The following is a 17064-nucleotide window of genomic DNA, read 5'->3' as shown; positions in this document are numbered from 1 at the left end:
CGGCTGAGGGTGCTCGCTGCGTTCGTCCCGATCTGGGCGCTGACCGCCGTCGGGTTCGTCACCGGGCGCGCCGGCGTGCTCGGCCCGGCCGCGGTCGACGTCCTCGGCCGGTTCGTCTTCTACGTCGCCATGCCCGCCGCGCTGCTGGACACCCTGACCCGCCAGCCGATCGGCGGCACGGCCGGCCGCGCGGTCGCCGCCTTCGTCGTCTCGACCCTGATCGTCGCCGCGGTCGGGTTCGCCGCCGCCCGCTTTGTCTTCGGCCGCCCTCTCGCGGAGCAGACGATCGCCGCGATGGCCTCCGGCTACGTCAACGCCGGCAACCTCGGCATCCCGGTCGCGGTGCAGGTGCTCGGCGACGCGAGCTTCATCGCCGTGATCCTGCTCATCCAGACCTCGATCCTGACCCCGGTGATCCTCGGCACCCTCGACCTGGCCCGCACGGACCACGCCGCCGGCCGCCTGCGCCGCCTGCTGACGGTCCCGCTGCGCAGCCCGGTGATGCTCGCCTGCCTGGCCGGGGTGCTGCTCGGCGCCGCGCACGTGCGCCTGCCGGCGTTGGCCGGGGACGCCGTCGCCCTCCTGGGCCGCGCGGCAGTCCCGTCCGCGCTCATCGCTCTGGGCCTGTCCCTGGTACCCCGGGACGCGCCCGACGGCGAACCCCGCCGCCCGGTGGAGGTCGGGCTGGCGGTGCTGCTGAAGTCCTGCGTCCAGCCCGTCGTGTGCTACCTGCTGGCTCACCTCGTGCTCGGCCTGACCGGCCCGGCCCTGCTCGCGGCGGTGCTGTGCGCGGCGCTGCCGGCGGCGCAGAACACGTTCATCTTCGCGCGCGCCTACGACATGGACGGGACGTATGCCCGCGACGTGATCGTCGCTTCGACCGCGCTGTCCATGGCGACCCTGACGGTGGCCGCCGCGCTGCTGCAATAGTTGAACCGTGTCCGAAGAGATCGATGCGCTGGCCGTGCTCGGCGACCCGCGGCGGCGGGCCGTGTACGAGCACGTGGCGTCGGCCGGGGCAGCGGTGAGCCGCGACCAGGTCGCCGAGGCGCTCGAGATCGGGCGCAACCTCGCCGCGCACCACCTCGACAAGCTCGCCGACGCGGGGCTGCTCGAGGTGTCGTTCGCGCGGCTGGGCGGCAAGGCGGGGCCGGGCGCGGGGCGGCCCTCGAAGCTCTACCGGCGCTCGGCGGCCGAGCACGCCGTGAGCCTGCCGCCGCGCGGGTACAGGGTGCTGGCCGAGGTCCTCGCCGACGCGGTCGAGGACGCGGGGGTGGAGCCCGCCCTCTACGCCGCGGCGCGGCGGCAGGGGGAGCGGCTCGCGCGCTCGGGGGAGGGCGTGGAGGAGACGCTGCGCGGGCTGGGCTACGAGCCGTATGCGGACGGGGAGGTGTGGCGGCTGCGCAACTGCCCGTTCGACGGGGTGGCTCGCACGCATCCGAGCGCGGTCTGCGGCGCCAACCTCGCGCTGCTGTCGGGGGCCCTCGGCGGCGGGGTACGCATCGAGCCTGGGCCCGAAGGGTGCTGTGTCGTTGTGGAACGGGGCACATCGGGTACCAAAAACAATGGCTCTTTGTTTTAGACTGCCGGCATGACCGCTCATCTCGCGCAGCTCAACATCGCCGCGCCCGTGGCGCCGCGGGAGGACCCTGTGATGGCCGGGTTCTACTCCGATCTCGACCGGATCAACGCGATCGCCGACGGCTGGTCCGGCTTCGTCTGGCGGCTCGTCGACGACGGCGGGACGGACGCGACGTCGCTGCGGCCGTTCGGCGGCGACATCATGGTGAACCTCTCGGTGTGGCACAGCGTGGAGGCGCTGCGCGAGTTCACGTTCCGCAGCGGGCACCTCGACATTCTGCGACGGCGGCGGGACTGGTTCCGTCCGTTGGGCGACGCTTCGATGGTGCTGTGGTGGGTGCCCGAGGGACACCGGCCGAGCGTCCAGGAGGCCGGCGACCGCCTTGACCTGCTGCGGAGCAAGGGCCCGACGGCCGACGCCTTCACGTTCCGGGATCCGTTCCCGGCGCCGTGAGGCCGGATCCGCTCCGCAAATTGTCAGCCCCGGTCGGTACCCTCGACGCATGTCCACCAACGCTGACCGTCGCGTAGCCCTGCTCACCCTGGGCTGTGCCCGCAATGAGGTGGACTCCGAGGAGCTCGCCGCGCGCCTTGCCGACGGCGGCTGGGCGGTGACGACCGACGGCACCGACGCGGACGTCGTCCTGGTCAACACCTGCGGTTTCGTGGCCAAGGCCAAGCAGGACTCGATCGACACCCTGCTGGCCGCGGCCGACACCGGCGCCAAGGTGGTGGCCACCGGCTGCCTCGCCGAGCGCTATGGCGAGCAGCTGGCCGGCGAGCTGCCCGAGGCGCACGCCGTGCTCGGTTTCGACCACTACCCGGACATGGCCGCCCGCCTCGACGCGATTCTCGCGGGTGAAACGATACCGTCGCACGCGCCCCGCGACCGGCGCACGCTGCTGCCGATCACCCCCGTCGAGCGGCGCGCCACCGAGGTCGTCACCCCCGGGCACCTGCCCGCGCACCTGCAGGGCGTGCTGCGCCGCCGGCTCGACAACGGGCCCGTCGCGCCGCTGAAGCTCGCCAGCGGCTGCGACCGCCGGTGCACGTTCTGCGCGATCCCGTCCTTCCGCGGCGCGTTCGTCTCGCGCACCCCGGACGAGGTGCTCGCCGAGGCCGAGTGGCTCGGCGCCAACGGCGTGCGCGAGCTCGTCCTCGTCAGCGAGAACTCGACCTCATACGGCAAGGACCTCGGCGACCCGCGGCTGCTGGAGAAGCTCCTGCCGCAGCTGGCCGACGCCCCGGGCATCGTGCGCGTGCGGGTCTCCTATCTGCAGCCGGCCGAGACCCGCCCCGGCCTCGTCGAGGCGATCGCCACCACGCCCGGCGTCGCGCCCTACTTCGACCTGTCCTTCCAGCACTCCAGCGAGCCGGTGCTGCGCCGCATGCGCCGGTTCGGCTCCACCGAGCGCTTCCTGGAGCTGCTCGCCTCCGTGCGCAAGCTCGACCCCGAGGCCGGCGCGCGCAGCAACGTCATCGTCGGCTTCCCGGGCGAGACCCGCGAGGACGTCGACGAGCTCGCCCGCTTCCTCACCGAGGCCCGCCTCGACGCGATCGGCGTGTTCGACTACAGCGACGAGGACGGCACCGAGGCCGCGAGCCTGCCGGACAAGGTGAGCGCCGGGACGATCAAGAAGCGGTACGACTGGATGAGCGCCCTCGCCGAGGAGCTGTGCGCCCAGCGCGCCGGCGACCGCGTCGGCTCCACCGTCGAGGTGCTCATCGACTCCGTCGAGCGCCACAGCGGCGGCATCGAGGTCGAGGGCCGCGCCGCGCACCAGGCCCCCGAGGTCGACGGCTCCACCACGCTGGTGCCCGGCGGCGCCTTCGACCCGGCCGGCCTGCGCCCCGGCGACCTCGTGCGCGCCCGGGTCACCGACAGCGTCGGCGTCGACCTGGTCGCCACCCCGATCGAGCTGATCAGCCCGGCGACGCCATGACGGCGGTGAAGCCCGTCCCGTTGCTCAACGCGGCCAACGTCCTCACGGTCGCGCGGATGGTGCTCGTGCCCGTGTTCGTCGTCTGCGTCGTGGCCAGCGGCATGACCCACGACGGGTGGCAGCTCGCGGCCGGCCTCATCTTCGTCGTCGCCTCCGCCACCGACTACGTCGACGGCTGGATCGCCCGCGCGCACAACCTGGTCACGTCGTTCGGCAAGGTCGCCGACCCGATCGCCGACAAGGCCCTGACCGGCGCCGCCCTGGTCCTCCTGTCGTTCTACGACAAGCTCCCGTGGTGGGTGACCGCCGTCATCCTGGTCCGCGAGTGGGGCGTGACCGCCCTGCGCTTCTTCGTCCTGCGCTACGGCGTGATCCCGGCGAGCCGCGGCGGCAAGGCCAAGACCGCGCTGCAGATCCTCGCCATCGGCTGGTATCTGACACCCCTGCCCCCCTCGCTGGCGGCCGTCGGCCCCTGGATCATGTTCGCCGCCGTGGTCGTGACGGTGGTCACGGGCCTGGACTACGTGGCTCGGGCGATCCGCATTCGCCGTGAGGCTCTGTCCGCGGCCCGGTCCTCATCGGGCGCCCCCTTTCACGCCGAGCCCACCCCGCCGCCTTCCACTTCGTCTGCGCCTTCCGCTACGGCTGCACCTGCGCCTCCCGCATCGTCGCCGTCTTCCGTTTCGTCTCCGTCTCCCGCATCGTTGCCGTCTTCTGTTTCGTCGGCGTCTTCGGCGGAGGCCCCGGCGATAGTCCCCCAGGCGGACGAGTCGGTCGCCTGAGCCCCAGCGCCGTTGCCTGAGCCCGAGCGCCGTCGCCCGTCGCCGTCGCCGTCGCCTGAGCCCAGCGTCGTTAGCGTGGCCGGCTTGGCTGGTCCTGTCTGACATTTCTGGTATGTCCGCTTGCTGGCGGTCGCGGGCGTGTGCGTTTGACCGGTGGTTGAGGGTGAGCGAATGCTGGGCAGTGGGGCTCGGTGCTCGCCGAGCGGGCGCGTGCGTTCGCGAGTGAGGGCCGGCTGCCGGAGCGGAGCGTGTCCCTCTGCCGGGGCGCTGGGCGGGTGTTGGGGGACGAGGTCGGCGCGGGCGTGGCCGGTGTCGATCAGGTGGTTTGTCGGCTTGGCGTTTGACCGGGCGGGGGAGTTCGCCGAGCGTGGGGAGTGAATGCGTGGGGGAACTAGCGAAGGGGGAGCTGTGACGGACGTGGACGGGCGGGCGGGCGCGGTTCTCGATGCCCTGGAGGAGCGCGGTGAGACTCTCGCGGTGGCCGAGTCGTTGACCGGCGGGTTGCTTGCGGCCGCCTTCGTCGAGGTGCCGGGGGCCAGTCGGGTGTTTCGTGGGGGGATCGTGGCGTACGCAACAGAGCTCAAGGCGAAGCTACTCGGGGTGCCGCCGCCGCTGCTCTCGTCGCACGGGCCGGTGGATCCGTCCGTCGCCGCCGCGCTGGCCGCGGGTGCCCGCGAGCGGTGTGGTGCGGACTGGGCGGCGGCCACGACCGGGGTTGCCGGGCCCGATCCGCAGGCTGGTCAGCCGGTTGGGCGCGTGTACGTGGCGGTAGTGGGGCCGCCGCCGGCGCATGGGGAACCGGAGATCGTCGAAGTCCGGGAGCTCACCCTTTCGGGGGATCGGGCGGCGGTGCGACGCGGCGCGGTCGAGGCCGCCGTCATGCTGCTCGCCGAGACGCTCAAGGTCTCATAACGGCGGGGGAAGGTGTCGATCGGCGCCGCACCAGGTACCGTGACGAGTACCAGTTTTTCGCGGTCTTGCCAGCTGCGTCAGAGGGGGTGCCGCCGTGCTGCTTCGTCGGGTGATCGGTGACGCGCTGCGAGCGCGACGGCAGGCCCAGCATCGGACGCTGCGTGAGGTGTCCACCGCTGCCAACGTGAGCCTCGGATATCTGTCTGAGATCGAGCGCGGGCAGAAGGAGGCGTCCAGCGAGCTGCTGGCCGCGATCTGCGAGGCCCTCGGCGCCGCGTTGTCCGAGGTCCTGCGCGATGTGAGCGACACGCTCGCCCTCGCCGAGGACATGCCGCCGGTGCTCGTACCGGTCGGCGGGGGCTCGGAGGCGTCGGCGGACGAGAGCTCGAGCGGCTCCGCGCCGGTCGCGGTGCCCGCGGCGGCCCCGAGCGGCGAGCCGGTGCCCGCGGCGAGCGGGCCGGCCGAAGGCCCGCAGGCCCGCATGATGCGCGGCGCGACCAAGACCAAGGTCGCCGCGGACGCCAAGCTGTCCGTGGCCGTCCACCACGACGGACCGCTGCGCACGACCCTGCGCGCCACCCGCGGGCCGGCCGACCGCGAGCGCGACGTCGTCTACGCCGCCTAACGCCCGCTGCCACCCGCGAGCGCGACGCTTGCCGCGCTCGCTGACCTAGCAGCGCCTGCACCAGCCCGATTCCGCCAGCTGACGTCCGCGCCCGCCGGGCTGCGCCGCATCCGCCCACCCGCGCTGCCCGCCCGCACACGCACGCCCGGGCTGCCCCGCGCCCGGCAGCTGACGACCCGCGCCCGACCGGCTCGGGGCGCTGCCGTGGGGTCGGTCGACGCGCGGGTGCGACGTTGTCAGGTCGGCTGATGGTCGCGGTGGGTGATCGACCTTGGGCGCTGCGGCGGTGGGCTGCATGAATGTGGTGCGGTGTTGGGGCGCCTTGTGCTCGGGGTGGGAGTCGACGGGTTGTGTTCTTGGCACCGCGGACCTGGCAGCGGAGCGAAGCGGAGCGGTGTCTGGTGGGAACAACGGTCGTCAGTTGTGCGGGCCCGAGTCATCTTGCGCCTGATGTTTGTGACCGGAAGCCGCCGTTTCGGTGTCGCGGCGCGGCTTGATCAGGGTTCGACGTGACCTGCCACACTGATGCCGCGCCCGTCGGGGGCGCGTATCGACTGCAGGCGCGGAGGCGAGCGACCCGTGAGCTACCCGGGACCCAACCGGCGGCGGAACCCACTTCCGATCATTATCGCCGCGGTGGTCGGCGTGTTCGCGATCTGCGGGGTGTACCTCGTTCTGGCCAACCGCGGTGGCGACAAGGGCGGTGACGACAAGGCCGGCGCGCCGCGGCGTGAAGGGTGTATCGCGCTGAACGTCACCGCGTCCAGCGAGAAGGCCGCATTGATGTCGCAGCTCGCCAAGAGCTACATCGAGGCTGACCGGCGGTTCGACGGGAAGTGCGCCGATCCGGTCGTGCAGTCGAAGGCCTCCGGGGCGGCGCTCGACGCGCTGGCCGGCGGGTGGGACGTCGGGCGCGACGGGCCGCAGCCGGCGGTGTGGACGCCCGCCTCCGCGTCCTGGGTGGCGTTGCTCAAGCAGCGGCTGGCCAGTGGGGACAAGGGCGGTCTGGTACCGGACGGGAAGCTGCCGATGGTCGCGCAGTCGCCGCTGGTGCTCGCGATGCCGAAGCCGATGGCGGAGGCGCTGGGGTGGCCCGACAAGCCCATCGGCTGGAGTGACGTGCTCGGGCTGACCAACGATCCCAACGGGTGGGGGTCCAAGGGGCACCCCGAGTGGGGGCGCTTCAAGCTCGGCAAGACCAACCCGCATTTTTCGACGTCCGGGTTGAACGCGACCGTGGGTGCGTACTTCGCCGCCACCGGGCGGTCGACGGACCTGACCGCGCAGGATCTCTCCGACGCGAAGGTGCTGCAGTACGTCAAAGCGGTCGAGTCCGGTGTCGTGCACTACGGCGACATCTCGCTGACGTTCCTGTCCAACCTCGCGGCCGCCGACCAGGCGGGGCGTGGGCTGAACTACATCAGCGCGGTCGCGATCGAAGAGAAGTCGGTGTACGACTACAACACCGGCAACCCGACCGGGGACCCGGCGCTGGCCGGCAAGGGGCCCAAGCCGCGGGTGCCGCTCGTCGCGGTGTACCCGAAGGAGGGCACGCTGCTCAGCGACCACCCCTACGTGGTGCTGACCAACGCCAGCGACGAGCAGAAGGCGGCCGCCGAGGATTTTTTTGCGTATGTGCGTGACGCGCCGCAGCAGAAGCGCTTCACCGATCTTGCCTTCCGGTCGTACGACGGCAAGGCCGGCGCCGGGCTGACGCGCGCGAACGGGCTGTCGCCGGACGCGCAGTACACCGTCATCGACCCGCCGGCGCCGCAGGTGCTGGAGAAGGCGCTGACGACGTGGGACGCGCAGCGCAAGCGGGCCAAGGTCCTGCTGGTGCTGGACGTGTCCGGGTCGATGACCACCGACGCCGGTAACGGCAAGACCCGCATGGAGCTGGCGAAACAGGCCGCGCTGACGTCGCTGACGCTGTTCGCGCCCGATGACGAGGTCGGGCTGTGGACGTTCTCGACCGAGGTCGGCGGGGCCAGCACGCCGTACACGGAGCAGGTGCCCGTTGCGGCGTTGAGCGGCAACAGGGCGCAGCTCGAGAAGGTGATCCGGTCGCTGAGCGCGGAGGGCGGCACGGCGCTGTACGCCACCACGCGGGCCGCGCAGCAGAAGATGGCGTCGCTGGCCGATCCGTCCCGCATCAACGCGGTGGTGGTCCTGACGGACGGCAAGAACGAGTATCCGAAGGACAGCGACCTCAACGCCCTCGTGCGCGACGTCGACACCTCCGACAAGGAGATCCCGGTGCGCGTGTTCACCATCGCGTACGGCGGGCAGGCCGACCTCGGCGTGCTGCAGAAGATCTCCTCGGCGTCGCGGGCGGCGGCCTACGACGCGAGCGACCCGACGACGATCGACAAGGTCCTCGTGAACGTCCTGAGCAACTTCTGATCCTCAGACGGAGAAGGCACACTTACGGGCGTGGGCGTCAAGGAGCAGCTGACCGAGCCGTGGGGCCTCGTCGCGGCCGGAGTGCTCGGCGGGATGGGCGGGGCGGTCGCGGCCGCCCTCGCACCGGCGGGCCTGCTGGTCGGGCTGCCGGTCGGCCTCGCGGTCGCCGGCGCCGTGTACGGCATCAGGATCGGCCTCGGCGCGCTCACCGACCGGGGCTCCTCGCACCGGCCGGTGACCGCCGCGCCGCCGCCGAGCCTGCCCACGCCGCCGCGCGGCAGCGACGCGGAGCGCTGGCTGCGCCGGGCCGAGGCGGCGGTGCGAACCCTGCGCAAGCAGTCGGAGGGCACCGGCGACGCGGTGCTGCGCGGCCAGATCGGCGAGGTCGACGACCAGGCCGCGGGGGCGCTCGGCGACCTGGCCCGGTTCGCCGGGCAGGTGACGCTCATCGAGCAGACCGCCTCCGGCATCAACCACCAGCGGCTGCGCCAGGACTACAACCAGCTCGAGCGCGGGCTGTCCGGGCTGCCGCCGGGGCCGTTGCGCGAGGAGCGGGAGCGGGCCCGGCGGGCCGTGGCCGACCAGCTCGACGTCGCCCGGCGGCTGCGCGAGGCCCGGGAGATGCTCCTGGCCCGCATGCAGTCCGCCGTGCTGGGCATGGAAGGACTGGTGGCTCGCATGGCCGAGCTGGTGGCGCTGCACGCGACCACCATCGGCGGTGCGCCGCTGACCGCATCGAAGGTGGCGGAGCTCACGAATGATCTCGAGGGGCTGCGCGCCGGCCTGGCCGAGGCCGAGCGCCTGTCGCGCTCGGCGCTGTCGGGTGGGGATGTCCCGGGCGTACAGCCCTGAGATCTCCCTGACTTGTGTCCGGAATGGACGGGTTTGGAGGTAATTTCCCGACCTTTGCGACGCAAGTGGGCGTGACGCTCTAGCGCGAGCCTGACACGATAGAAGCCGCACGTCCGAGTGCTGGCCGAGAGAGGACCGCGAGATGGCGAATCCGTTCGCTAAGGGCTGGAAGTACCTCATGGCGCTGTTCGGCGCCAAGATCGACGAGTACGCCGATCCGAAGGTACAGATCCAGCAGGCGATCGAGGACGCGCAGCGTCAGCACCAGGCGCTGGTGCAGCAGGCCGCGGCCGTGATCGGCAACCAGCGCCAGCTGGAGATGCGGCTGTCCAGGCAGATGTCAGAGGTCGAGAAGCTGCAGGGCTCCGCCCGGCAGGCGCTCGTGCTCGCCGACAAGACCCGCGCCGAGGGCGACGAGGCGAAGGCGACGCAGTACGAGCAGACCGCACAGGTGTTCGCGACCCAGCTGGTCGCGGCCGAGCAGGGCATGGAGGACCTCAAGACCCTCCACGACCAGTCGCTCAACGCGGCCGCGCAGGCGCGCAAGGCCGTCGAGAACAACGCCATGATGCTCCAGCAGAAGCTCGCCGAGCGCACCAAGCTGCTCAGCCAGCTGGAGCAGGCGAAGATGCAGGAGACCGTCGCCAGGTCTCTGGAGTCGATGAGCGGCCTCGCCGCCCCCGGCAACACCCCGTCGCTGGACGAGGTCCGGGAGAAGATCGAGCGTCGGTACGCCAACGCCATGGGCCGCGCCGAACTGGCCTCCAACTCCGTCGAGGGGCGGATGCTTGAGGTGCAACGCTCGACCCTCGACATGGCGGGCAGCTCCCGGCTCGACCAGATCCGCGCGAGCATGGCGGGCGAGAAGCTCGCCGGCGCGCCCGAGACGCCGGCCGTCGCGTCGGCGGGCCCGAAGGACGCCAGCATCGCGCGCCTCGACGAGATTCGGGCGAGCATGAAGGACAAGCAGTCGGGAGACTCGGCCAGCGCCGGCTGACCGGGACTTCGGCGGACCCCGGGGGGCGGACATGGCCAGCGATCGGACCAAGCATCTGAAGCGGCTACGGCGGCTGCACCGGTCCGCCCGGGGCTGGTCCGTGCGCGCCGGCCTGCTCACCGGCGCGACCGCCATCCTCGTGCCCTACAGCGGTCTCGGCCTGCCCGACGCGTTCTGGGCGGCCGGGGCCGGCGGCTCCATCGCCATCGCCGTCTGGCGGTGGATCGACTTCCGCGCCTTCCGGGCTCTGCCGGTACCGCCCGAGCCCGATCCGGCCCTGGCCGGCTCGGTGGCCCGGGAGAAGCTCGTCGGCCTCGTGCAGCGCCTGCCCGCCGGGCGCAACGCCATCGCCGAGTTCGACCGGCAGCGCGAGTCGTTCAAGCTGCGCGGCCTCAGCGTCGCCGAGCCGTGGCGCCGCCTCGACCGCGCCGCGACCATGCTCAGCGGCCTGATCGGGCGCCTCGGCCCGGCCGCGGAGGCCGCCGTCCTCGACGCCACCGTCGCCGAGCGCCAGCTGCGCGACCTCGCCCAGCGCTGCGCCTCCGTCGAGCGCACGATGCGCCTCGGACCGGCCGGCGACGCACTGCGGCCGGCGCACCAGGCCCTCGCCGAGCAGCTGGAGCAGGGCGTGACCGCCTACGAGCAGTTCGTGACGGCGGCCGCGAGCTGCGTGGCCGAGGACAGTGCGGCCGTTGGCAACCTCACCGACGCGACGGCGTTCCTGCGCGGCGTTGCCGAGGGGCTCGCCGACCTGCGCACGCCGCAGGGCACCCCGCGGCCGCAGACGGCCTGAGCTACTCGTTCGGGAGCAGGTAGCGCCAGCTCGCGCGGACGATCGTGCCGTCGCCCATCCGGTACGCCGGCCAGGCGCCGCGCTGGTCCAGGTCCCGCGTCAGCATGCGCACGGCGGCGCGCGCGGCGTCGCCTTCCAGGTCGGCCCTGCGCAGGCCCTCGCTGTCGGGGGACGGCAGCGTGATGTCCGGCGGCCAGGCGCTGACGGACGCGGAGGCGCTCGGGTCCGCCGAGATCGTGCCGAGGCCGACCGAGCCGCCGGTGCCGTCCTGCGCGGGCGCGGCGACGACCCGCACCCGGGCGGCCAGGTAGGGCTGTGCGGTCGCCGACACCGCCTTGTGCACGGCGGCGAGGCGGTCGCGGGCGTCGTAGAGCACGTCGGCGTACACGTGATCGGGCTTGAGCTCGTCCAGGCCCTCGGCCGTGAACGTCAGCGTGCCGCTCGCGGACCACACCGTGACCTTCGTCACGGGCGCGTCGACGATCGTCGGGGTGGCGGTCGGCTTCTTCTGCGTGGCGTTGGAGCGCAGGTCCTCGGCCAGGCCGCTGGCCAGGGCGCGCAGCTGGTCCGGGTCGAGGCGGGAGCGGTACGCCGCGTCGGCGATGGCGTCGCCGTCGCCGTAGACGACCAGGCGGGGCGGGCGCAGGGCCGCGATCCCGGCAGCGGTGAACCCGCCGGTGAGCTCCCAGGTCGCCAGCGGCGCGTCGCCGGGCGGGTCGAATGAGGGCTCGGGGGTCGGCGTCACGCCGGGCACGTCGTCGCACGCCGCCAGCGCGGCCGCGGCCAGCACGCCGGCGAGCAGACCCCGGCGGGTCAGCCGGTGATCCACCGGCCCGCCAGTGCGCGTGTGCTCATCGCCCCTCCCCATGAGACGTGCCTCAACGTGCTTCTAGGACCAGCACAGGATAACGGGCCCTGAAGTTCTGCTTATGTGCCGATCCGGGACCGGGTGCCGTGCGTAGCTTGCTGATGTGCACAACGGGTACGACATCCAGGGCTTTTGGCTTTTCGACATCGATGCGGACGGCGACCTCGTGCTGGTGCGGGGCCGCGATCAGCCCGGCGGCGGCAGGGCGCCGGGCTGGCAGTGGGAGCACCAGTACGTGATGCGGTCGTTGTCACCGCCCGTCCAACGGCGGATGACGGTGCGGCACCTACGGCACGGCTGACCGGCGCGTTCGAACACCCAGTTGGTCTCGCCGCGGCGCAGCGAGCCCGTGGTGGCCTGCGTCCAGCGCCCGCGGTTGGAGTTGAGCAGCGCGTGTGCGCGCTCGACCAGGCCGGTGAGGTCGGGAACGTCGCCGACCGCGGCCCACGGCGACACGCCGCGCAGGAACAGCGTCTCGGCCTTGTACAGATTGCCGATACCGGCCAGATTTCGCTGATCGAGCAGCGCGTCGGCGATCCAGCGCTCCGGCCGCGCGAGCAGCCTTCGCACCGCCTCCGCGGCGTCCCAGTCCGCGCCCATGAGGTCCGGGCCGAGGTGCCCGACGAGCCGCTCCTCCTCGCGGGTCGGCACGATCTCGAGCTCGTGCAGGTGGTACCCGACGGCGACCGCCGCGCCCGTGTGCAGCGCGACCCGGATGAGGTGCGCGGGGCGGCCGCTCCAGCGCTCGCCGGGCCGGTACGTGCGCCACACGCCGTCCATGCGCAGGTGGGAGTGCAGGGTGAGCGGCTCGCGCCCCTCCCTGGTGAGGCGCAGCAGCAGGTGCTTGCCACGGCACGCCGACTCGGCGACGGTCCAGCCCGACAGGTCGGCCGTGGCCAGGCGCGGCACGCGGAAGTCGCTGCGCTCGATCGTCTGCCCGGTGATGGCCTCGCCGAGCACCCGCGCGGTGTTCCAGACGGTGTCGCCCTCGGGCACCCCGGCCTACTCCCCGCCGGCCGGCGCCACCGAGTAGCGCTGCAGGTGCCCGCGGGCCTCGAGCGCGGCGACGACCGAGTCGGCGTCCGAGCGCGACTCCAGGCGGGCCACCTCGTACCGCGCGCCGTCGTCGCCCTGCCGCAGCACCACCCACAGGCCGGCCTCGACCCGGGCGCGCACCTTGCGGGCGTCCTTCTCGGCCTGCCGCAGGTGGTCGGCGGCCTGCTCCTCGGCGAGCTTGAGGAGCTGCTCCACCCGCGGGCCGAGCCCGGCGAACGTCGTGCCCTCCGCGGCCTCGGGATCGGGCGAGTCGGGCTGGCTGGCGGCGAACATGACCAGGCCGACGACGGTGGCGGCCACGCCGGCCCACAGCGCCGTCTGCTGTGCCCGGGACGAGGCGAGCTGCGAGCCGGCGAACAACCCGACGCCGAGCCCGATCGCGAGTATTGACCAACGCCTCATGACCCTGTGAGGCTAGCCGATTCGCTCCAGTTGCATGATCCCGTCACCCCCGCCGAGGGTGGACGTGCGGCCGGTCGGCCGGTAGCCCGCCTTCTCGTACAGCCGGCGCGCCCTCGCGTTGTCCGTGCGCGTCCACAGCGTGGTGCGCTCCCAGCCGCCCTCGTGCAGCGCCGCCAGGACCAGGCCGCCGTGGCCCTCGCCCCACCGCCCGGGGTGGACGAACACCATGGAGACGTGGCCGTACGCCGGGATGGGCGCTCCCGCGCCGTCGTCGGCCCGGCCGGGCTCGGCGAGGCCCATCGAGACCGGCTCGTCGCCGTCGCGGCCGATGATGACGAGCGCGTCGGGGTCGCGCAGCTTCTCGCGCACCCGCGCGATGCGCTCCGTCGAGGGCGCCCGGCCGCGCGCCTCGTTCGCCGCCCGCCACACCTGCAGGGCCGCCTCCAGGTCGCCGGGCGCGGCCTGCCGTACCACCAATGTCATGTCAGGAAATCAATACCTGGCGGCCCTGCGGCGTCAACCGCTGGCAGTGCGCGGGCGCCGGCCAGGTGACGCTGCGCAGCTCGTCGGCGTAGGACATCCAGTAGTGGCCGCTGCCGTCGTGGTCGAAGTAGGCGTGCGACTCGTAGGCCACCCGGTGCGCGGGGTCCTGGATCCACGCGGTCGGGTGCATCTGGCCCCACGACGGGGGTCCCATCGGCACGTACCCGCTGACCAGGATCGCCCGGTCGTCCCCGTTCGCGCGGATGGCGTCGACCGACTCCTGCGCGGCCCGCTCCCAGATCAGCGCGCCCGCGCGCCCGTCGGCGGCCAGCCTGGTCGGCTCGTTGAGCAGCCCCAGCCCGACGACGGCGGGGTTGTCGAGCGCGCGGCTCATGCGCCGCCAGAAGTCCGCCAGCGCCGTCGTGGGCAGCTCCATGTCGCCCAGGCGCAGCATCCGCACCGGCCCGCCGGGCCCGCCGCCGAGCGCGTAGTCGCCGTAGTTGTGCAGGTCGACGATGACCGTCAGCCCGGCCGCCTGCGCGTGCCCGAGCGCGTCGCGCACCCGCGCGAGCTCGGCCTGGTCCAGCGGCCCGAACGGCCGCGGCTGCAGCCGCTCCCAGTTCACCGCCAGGCGCACCAGGCGCACGCCGCGCCCGGCCAGGAACGAGTAGCTCGACGGCGTCTCGTACGTGTAGTCCAGCCCGTAGCGGCCCGGGTTGGCGGTGCCGAAGCCCCCGTTGCTGTCCGAGGCGGCGAAGGAGCCGGCCGCGAGGTTCACGCCGCGCAGATATCCGGGGGTACTCCCGTGTCGCTCGACGATGCGCGCCTGCGGCCCGGCGACGTCGACCTTCATCCCGTGCGCGACCGGGCGGTACACCGCCATCGGGTAGTTCGCCGGCCACGTGCCCGCCGCCCATGCGGTGACCGGGAGCCCGATCGCGTCGGCGGCCTCGTACCACACCTCCGCGACCTGGCTCCACTGCGCGGGGTCCTTGTCCGACGGCCAGCCGATCTCGCCGATGAACCCGGTGGCGTGGTTGCGGCTCAGCCAGGCCGAGAAGTTGGCCAGCCCGGCCACGGCCCGCGCCTGCACGTCGTCGCCGACGCACAGGACGCGTTCCGGCTTCGGGTTCTGCAGCGGTACCACGAGAGCCGCCACCAGCAGCAGGCCCACCGCCGCGAGCGCCGCCCCCTTGCGCAGCTGCGGGTGCGGGGGCGTGCTGTTCCGCGGCGAGAGTTTCTTCGGCGGCGTGGTTCGGTCACGGTCCCGCGGCATCCGCGGGCTCTGCCCGGATTTTTCCGGACTTATCCGACGTGCTGGTGTTGTGACAATGTTGTCGTACAGCCTGGTGTTTCGGCTGTACAGCGTTGGTTTGGCCTTACGGCAGCTGGGGCGCCACCTCGGATGCGATCAGGTCGAGGTGGTCGAGGTCGCGCATGTCGAGCACCTGCAGGAACGCCCGGGAAGCGCCGGCCTTGACGAACGCGCGCAGCTGCTCGGCGAGCTGTGACGGGGTGCCGTACAGCTGCCCGGGCTGCGGCTGCTCGGGGTCCAGCCCGACCGATTCGGCCCGCCGGCGCACCTCGGCGTCGTCGGCCCCGCACACGATCGTCTGCGCGAACGAGAACACGATCGGCGCCCGCCCGTCGCGCCCCTCCCGCTCGATCGCCTCGACCACCCGCTGGTACTGCGCGTCGGTGTCGGCCAGCGACGCGAACGGCACGTTGAACTCGTCCGCGTAGCGCGCCGCGAGCCGCGGCGTCCGCTTCGGCCCCTTCCCCCCGATGATCACCGGCGGCCCCGGCTGCTGCACCGGCTTGGGCAGCGCGGGTGACTCGGCGACGTCGTAGTACCGCCCCTCGAAGCTGTACGTCGACCCGGCCGGCGTGGACCACAGCCCGGTCAGGATCTCCAGCTGCTCGGCGAGCCGGTCGAAGCGCTCCCCGATCGGGGGGAACGGGATGCCGTACGCCCGGTGCTCCCGCTCGTACCACCCGGCCCCCAGCCCGATCTCCACCCGCCCGCCGCTCATCGCGTCGACCTGCGCGACGGCGATGGCGAGCGGCCCCGGGTGCCGGAACGTCGCGGAGGTCACGAGCGTCCCGAGCCGGATCGTGGACGTCTCCCGGGCCAGTGCCCCGAGCGTCACCCACGCGTCGGTCGGCCCCGGCAGCCCGTCCCCGCCGAAGGTCACGAAGTGATCGGACCGGAAGAACCCTTCGAACCCGAGCGCTTCGGCCCGTCTCGCGATGGCAAGCTGATCCTCATACGTAGCGCCCAGTTGAGGCTCGATGAACACGCAAAGCCGCATGGCATCCGACACTATCCTGATGACGCCGAGCACGATCTCCTTCACCACCGACTACGGCCTGTCCGACGGCTTCGTCGCGGCCTGTCACGGCACGATCGCCCGCCTGGCGCCGCAGGCAAGGATCATCGACGTCACGCACCTCATCCCACCGGGCGACATCCGCCGCGCCGCCGCCGTGCTGGCCCAGACCGCCCCTGCGCTACCGCCCGCCGTGCACCTGGCTGTGGTCGACCCCGGCGTCGGCACGTCCCGCCGCCCGATCGCCATCGCCACCCACGGCACCGCCTCCCACCCCGGCGGCTCCCTCCTGGTCGGCCCCGACAACGGCCTGCTGATCCCCGCCGCCGAGTCCTTGGGCGGCATCGCGACCGCCGTCCACCTCACCAACCGCGAGTGGTTCGCCGCCGAGGTCTCCGCCACGTTCCACGGCCGCGACGTCTTCGCCCCTGTGGCCGCGCGCCTGTCCGCCGGCGCCTCGCTCCTGGCGGCGGGCGAGGTGATCGACGACCTCGTGCGGCTTCCGCACCCGTTCGTCGAGCAGACCCCGCGCCGCCTGATCGCGGAGGTCCTGACCGTCGACCGGTTCGGCAACGTCCAGCTGGCCGCGACCCCCGACCTGCTCCCGTCCACGGCTCTGGCCCTGACGGTCGAGACGGTGGAAGCCGCCCGCACCAACACGTTCGGCGACGCCCCGGCGGGCGCTCTGATCCTCCTCACCGACTCCGCCGGCCAGTTGGCGGTGGCCGTGAACGGCGGCAGCGCCGCCGCCCTGCTGTCCCTGACGCCCGGCGACCGCGTAACCATCGCCTACTGACCTCGTCGCTCACCCACACACGCACCCGCGCGACGGCGCGTTCATCTGCGCGCGGCCCGGCGCTATCGCGCGGCATCGCGGGCTTCCCATCGTCATCACGCGGCGTCGCGCCTTCTCAGCCCTGATCCACCGATGGGATTGATGTGAGCACGAGGGCCCGGATGCGATGATGCCCCCGCGAGCTGGAAAGATAGAGGTTCTTCAGGCTTCTATCGTCCAGTTCGAGAGGGCACCGTCAGGG

The 17064-nt window shown here is 72.8% G+C and carries 17 protein-coding genes and 1 pseudogene; 12 read left to right on the top strand and 6 right to left on the bottom strand.

Translation table 11 applies throughout. The annotated features are described in order from the left end of the window. The first annotated feature begins 9 nt into the window (after nt 1-9). The 11 genes and pseudogenes from ABD901_RS12400 (at nt 10) to pspM (ending at nt 10888) form a co-directional block, all read left to right on the top strand. Nucleotides 10-930: an AEC family transporter gene (locus tag ABD901_RS12400; protein WP_345124657.1), complete on the top strand. Its 921-nt coding sequence runs from the start codon at nt 10-12 to the stop codon at nt 928-930. A gap of 7 nt (nt 931-937) precedes the next feature. Further along, entirely contained in the window at nt 938-1582 is a 645-nt protein-coding gene (locus tag ABD901_RS12395; RefSeq protein ID WP_345124655.1) for a helix-turn-helix transcriptional regulator, read from the top strand. 9 nt (nt 1583-1591) lie between these two features. Then, on the top strand, nt 1592-2035 hold the full coding sequence (locus tag ABD901_RS12390; RefSeq protein ID WP_345124654.1) for a DUF3291 domain-containing protein: 444 nt from the start codon (nt 1592-1594) through the stop codon (nt 2033-2035). Between the two features lie 49 nt (nt 2036-2084). Next, nucleotides 2085-3524 (top strand): 30S ribosomal protein S12 methylthiotransferase RimO, encoded by a 1440-nt coding sequence (rimO, locus tag ABD901_RS12385; protein ID WP_345124653.1) that lies wholly within the window; start codon nt 2085-2087, stop codon nt 3522-3524. Next, nucleotides 3521-4081, top strand: a pseudogene (gene pgsA / locus ABD901_RS12380) (CDP-diacylglycerol--glycerol-3-phosphate 3-phosphatidyltransferase); the annotation flags it as partial. The gene rimO and the pseudogene pgsA, both read left to right, overlap by 4 nt. Before the next feature lie 633 nt (nt 4082-4714). Then, on the top strand, nt 4715-5218 hold the full coding sequence (locus ABD901_RS12375) for a CinA family protein (RefSeq protein ID WP_345124652.1): 504 nt from the start codon (nt 4715-4717) through the stop codon (nt 5216-5218). 94 nt (nt 5219-5312) lie between these two features. Further along, the gene (locus ABD901_RS12370; protein WP_345124651.1) at nt 5313-5843 is read left to right on the top strand and encodes a helix-turn-helix domain-containing protein; all 531 of its coding nucleotides are present in this window, start codon (nt 5313-5315) and stop codon (nt 5841-5843) included. A gap of 636 nt (nt 5844-6479) precedes the next feature. Continuing rightward, complete coding sequence (locus ABD901_RS12365; RefSeq protein ID WP_345124649.1) at nt 6480-8246, top strand: substrate-binding domain-containing protein; 1767 nt, start codon at nt 6480-6482, stop codon at nt 8244-8246. Between the two features lie 30 nt (nt 8247-8276). Further along, nucleotides 8277-9098 (top strand): hypothetical protein, encoded by an 822-nt coding sequence (locus ABD901_RS12360; protein WP_345124647.1) that lies wholly within the window; start codon nt 8277-8279, stop codon nt 9096-9098. 142 nt (nt 9099-9240) lie between these two features. Continuing rightward, nucleotides 9241-10095, top strand: coding sequence for a PspA/IM30 family protein (locus ABD901_RS12355; RefSeq protein WP_345124645.1), 855 nt, complete (start codon nt 9241-9243; stop codon nt 10093-10095). Nucleotides 10096-10126: 31 nt separating this feature from the next. Beyond that, a complete protein-coding gene (gene pspM / locus ABD901_RS12350) occupies nt 10127-10888 on the top strand; it encodes a phage shock envelope stress response protein PspM (protein ID WP_345124642.1) in 762 nt (253 codons plus the stop codon). 1 nt (nt 10889) lies between these two features. Here pspM and ABD901_RS12345 read toward each other — a convergent pair whose 3' ends face one another. The 6 genes from ABD901_RS12345 to ABD901_RS12320 form a co-directional block, all read right to left on the bottom strand. Further along, a complete protein-coding gene (locus ABD901_RS12345) occupies nt 10890-11717 on the bottom strand; it encodes a hypothetical protein (RefSeq protein ID WP_345124640.1) in 828 nt (275 codons plus the stop codon). 225 nt (nt 11718-11942) lie between these two features. Continuing rightward, nucleotides 11943-12752, bottom strand: a complete 810-nt coding sequence (locus tag ABD901_RS12340; protein ID WP_345124638.1) for a DNA-formamidopyrimidine glycosylase family protein — start codon at nt 12750-12752, stop codon at nt 11943-11945. 6 nt (nt 12753-12758) lie between these two features. Next, complete coding sequence (locus tag ABD901_RS12335) at nt 12759-13214, bottom strand: hypothetical protein (RefSeq protein WP_345124636.1); 456 nt, start codon at nt 13212-13214, stop codon at nt 12759-12761. Between the two features lie 12 nt (nt 13215-13226). Further along, a complete protein-coding gene (locus ABD901_RS12330) occupies nt 13227-13697 on the bottom strand; it encodes a GNAT family N-acetyltransferase (protein ID WP_345124634.1) in 471 nt (156 codons plus the stop codon). A 1-nt stretch (nt 13698) separates the two neighbouring features. Further along, nucleotides 13699-14973, bottom strand: a complete 1275-nt coding sequence (locus ABD901_RS12325; protein WP_345124632.1) for a glycoside hydrolase family 5 protein — start codon at nt 14971-14973, stop codon at nt 13699-13701. 103 nt (nt 14974-15076) lie between these two features. Next, nucleotides 15077-16009, bottom strand: coding sequence for an LLM class F420-dependent oxidoreductase (locus ABD901_RS12320; protein WP_345124629.1), 933 nt, complete (start codon nt 16007-16009; stop codon nt 15077-15079). A 19-nt stretch (nt 16010-16028) separates the two neighbouring features. Here ABD901_RS12320 and ABD901_RS12315 point away from each other — a divergent pair, with 19 nt between their 5' ends. After that, nucleotides 16029-16823, top strand: a complete 795-nt coding sequence (locus tag ABD901_RS12315) for an SAM hydrolase/SAM-dependent halogenase family protein (RefSeq protein ID WP_345124628.1) — start codon at nt 16029-16031, stop codon at nt 16821-16823. Nucleotides 16824-17064 lie beyond the last annotated feature (241 nt).

Source organism: Dactylosporangium darangshiense, assembly GCF_039537565.1.
Lineage (GTDB): Bacteria > Actinomycetota > Actinomycetes > Mycobacteriales > Micromonosporaceae > Dactylosporangium > Dactylosporangium darangshiense.
The sequence above is the reverse complement of the archived record's forward strand: the minus strand, read 5'-3'. Positions and strand labels throughout refer to the sequence as shown.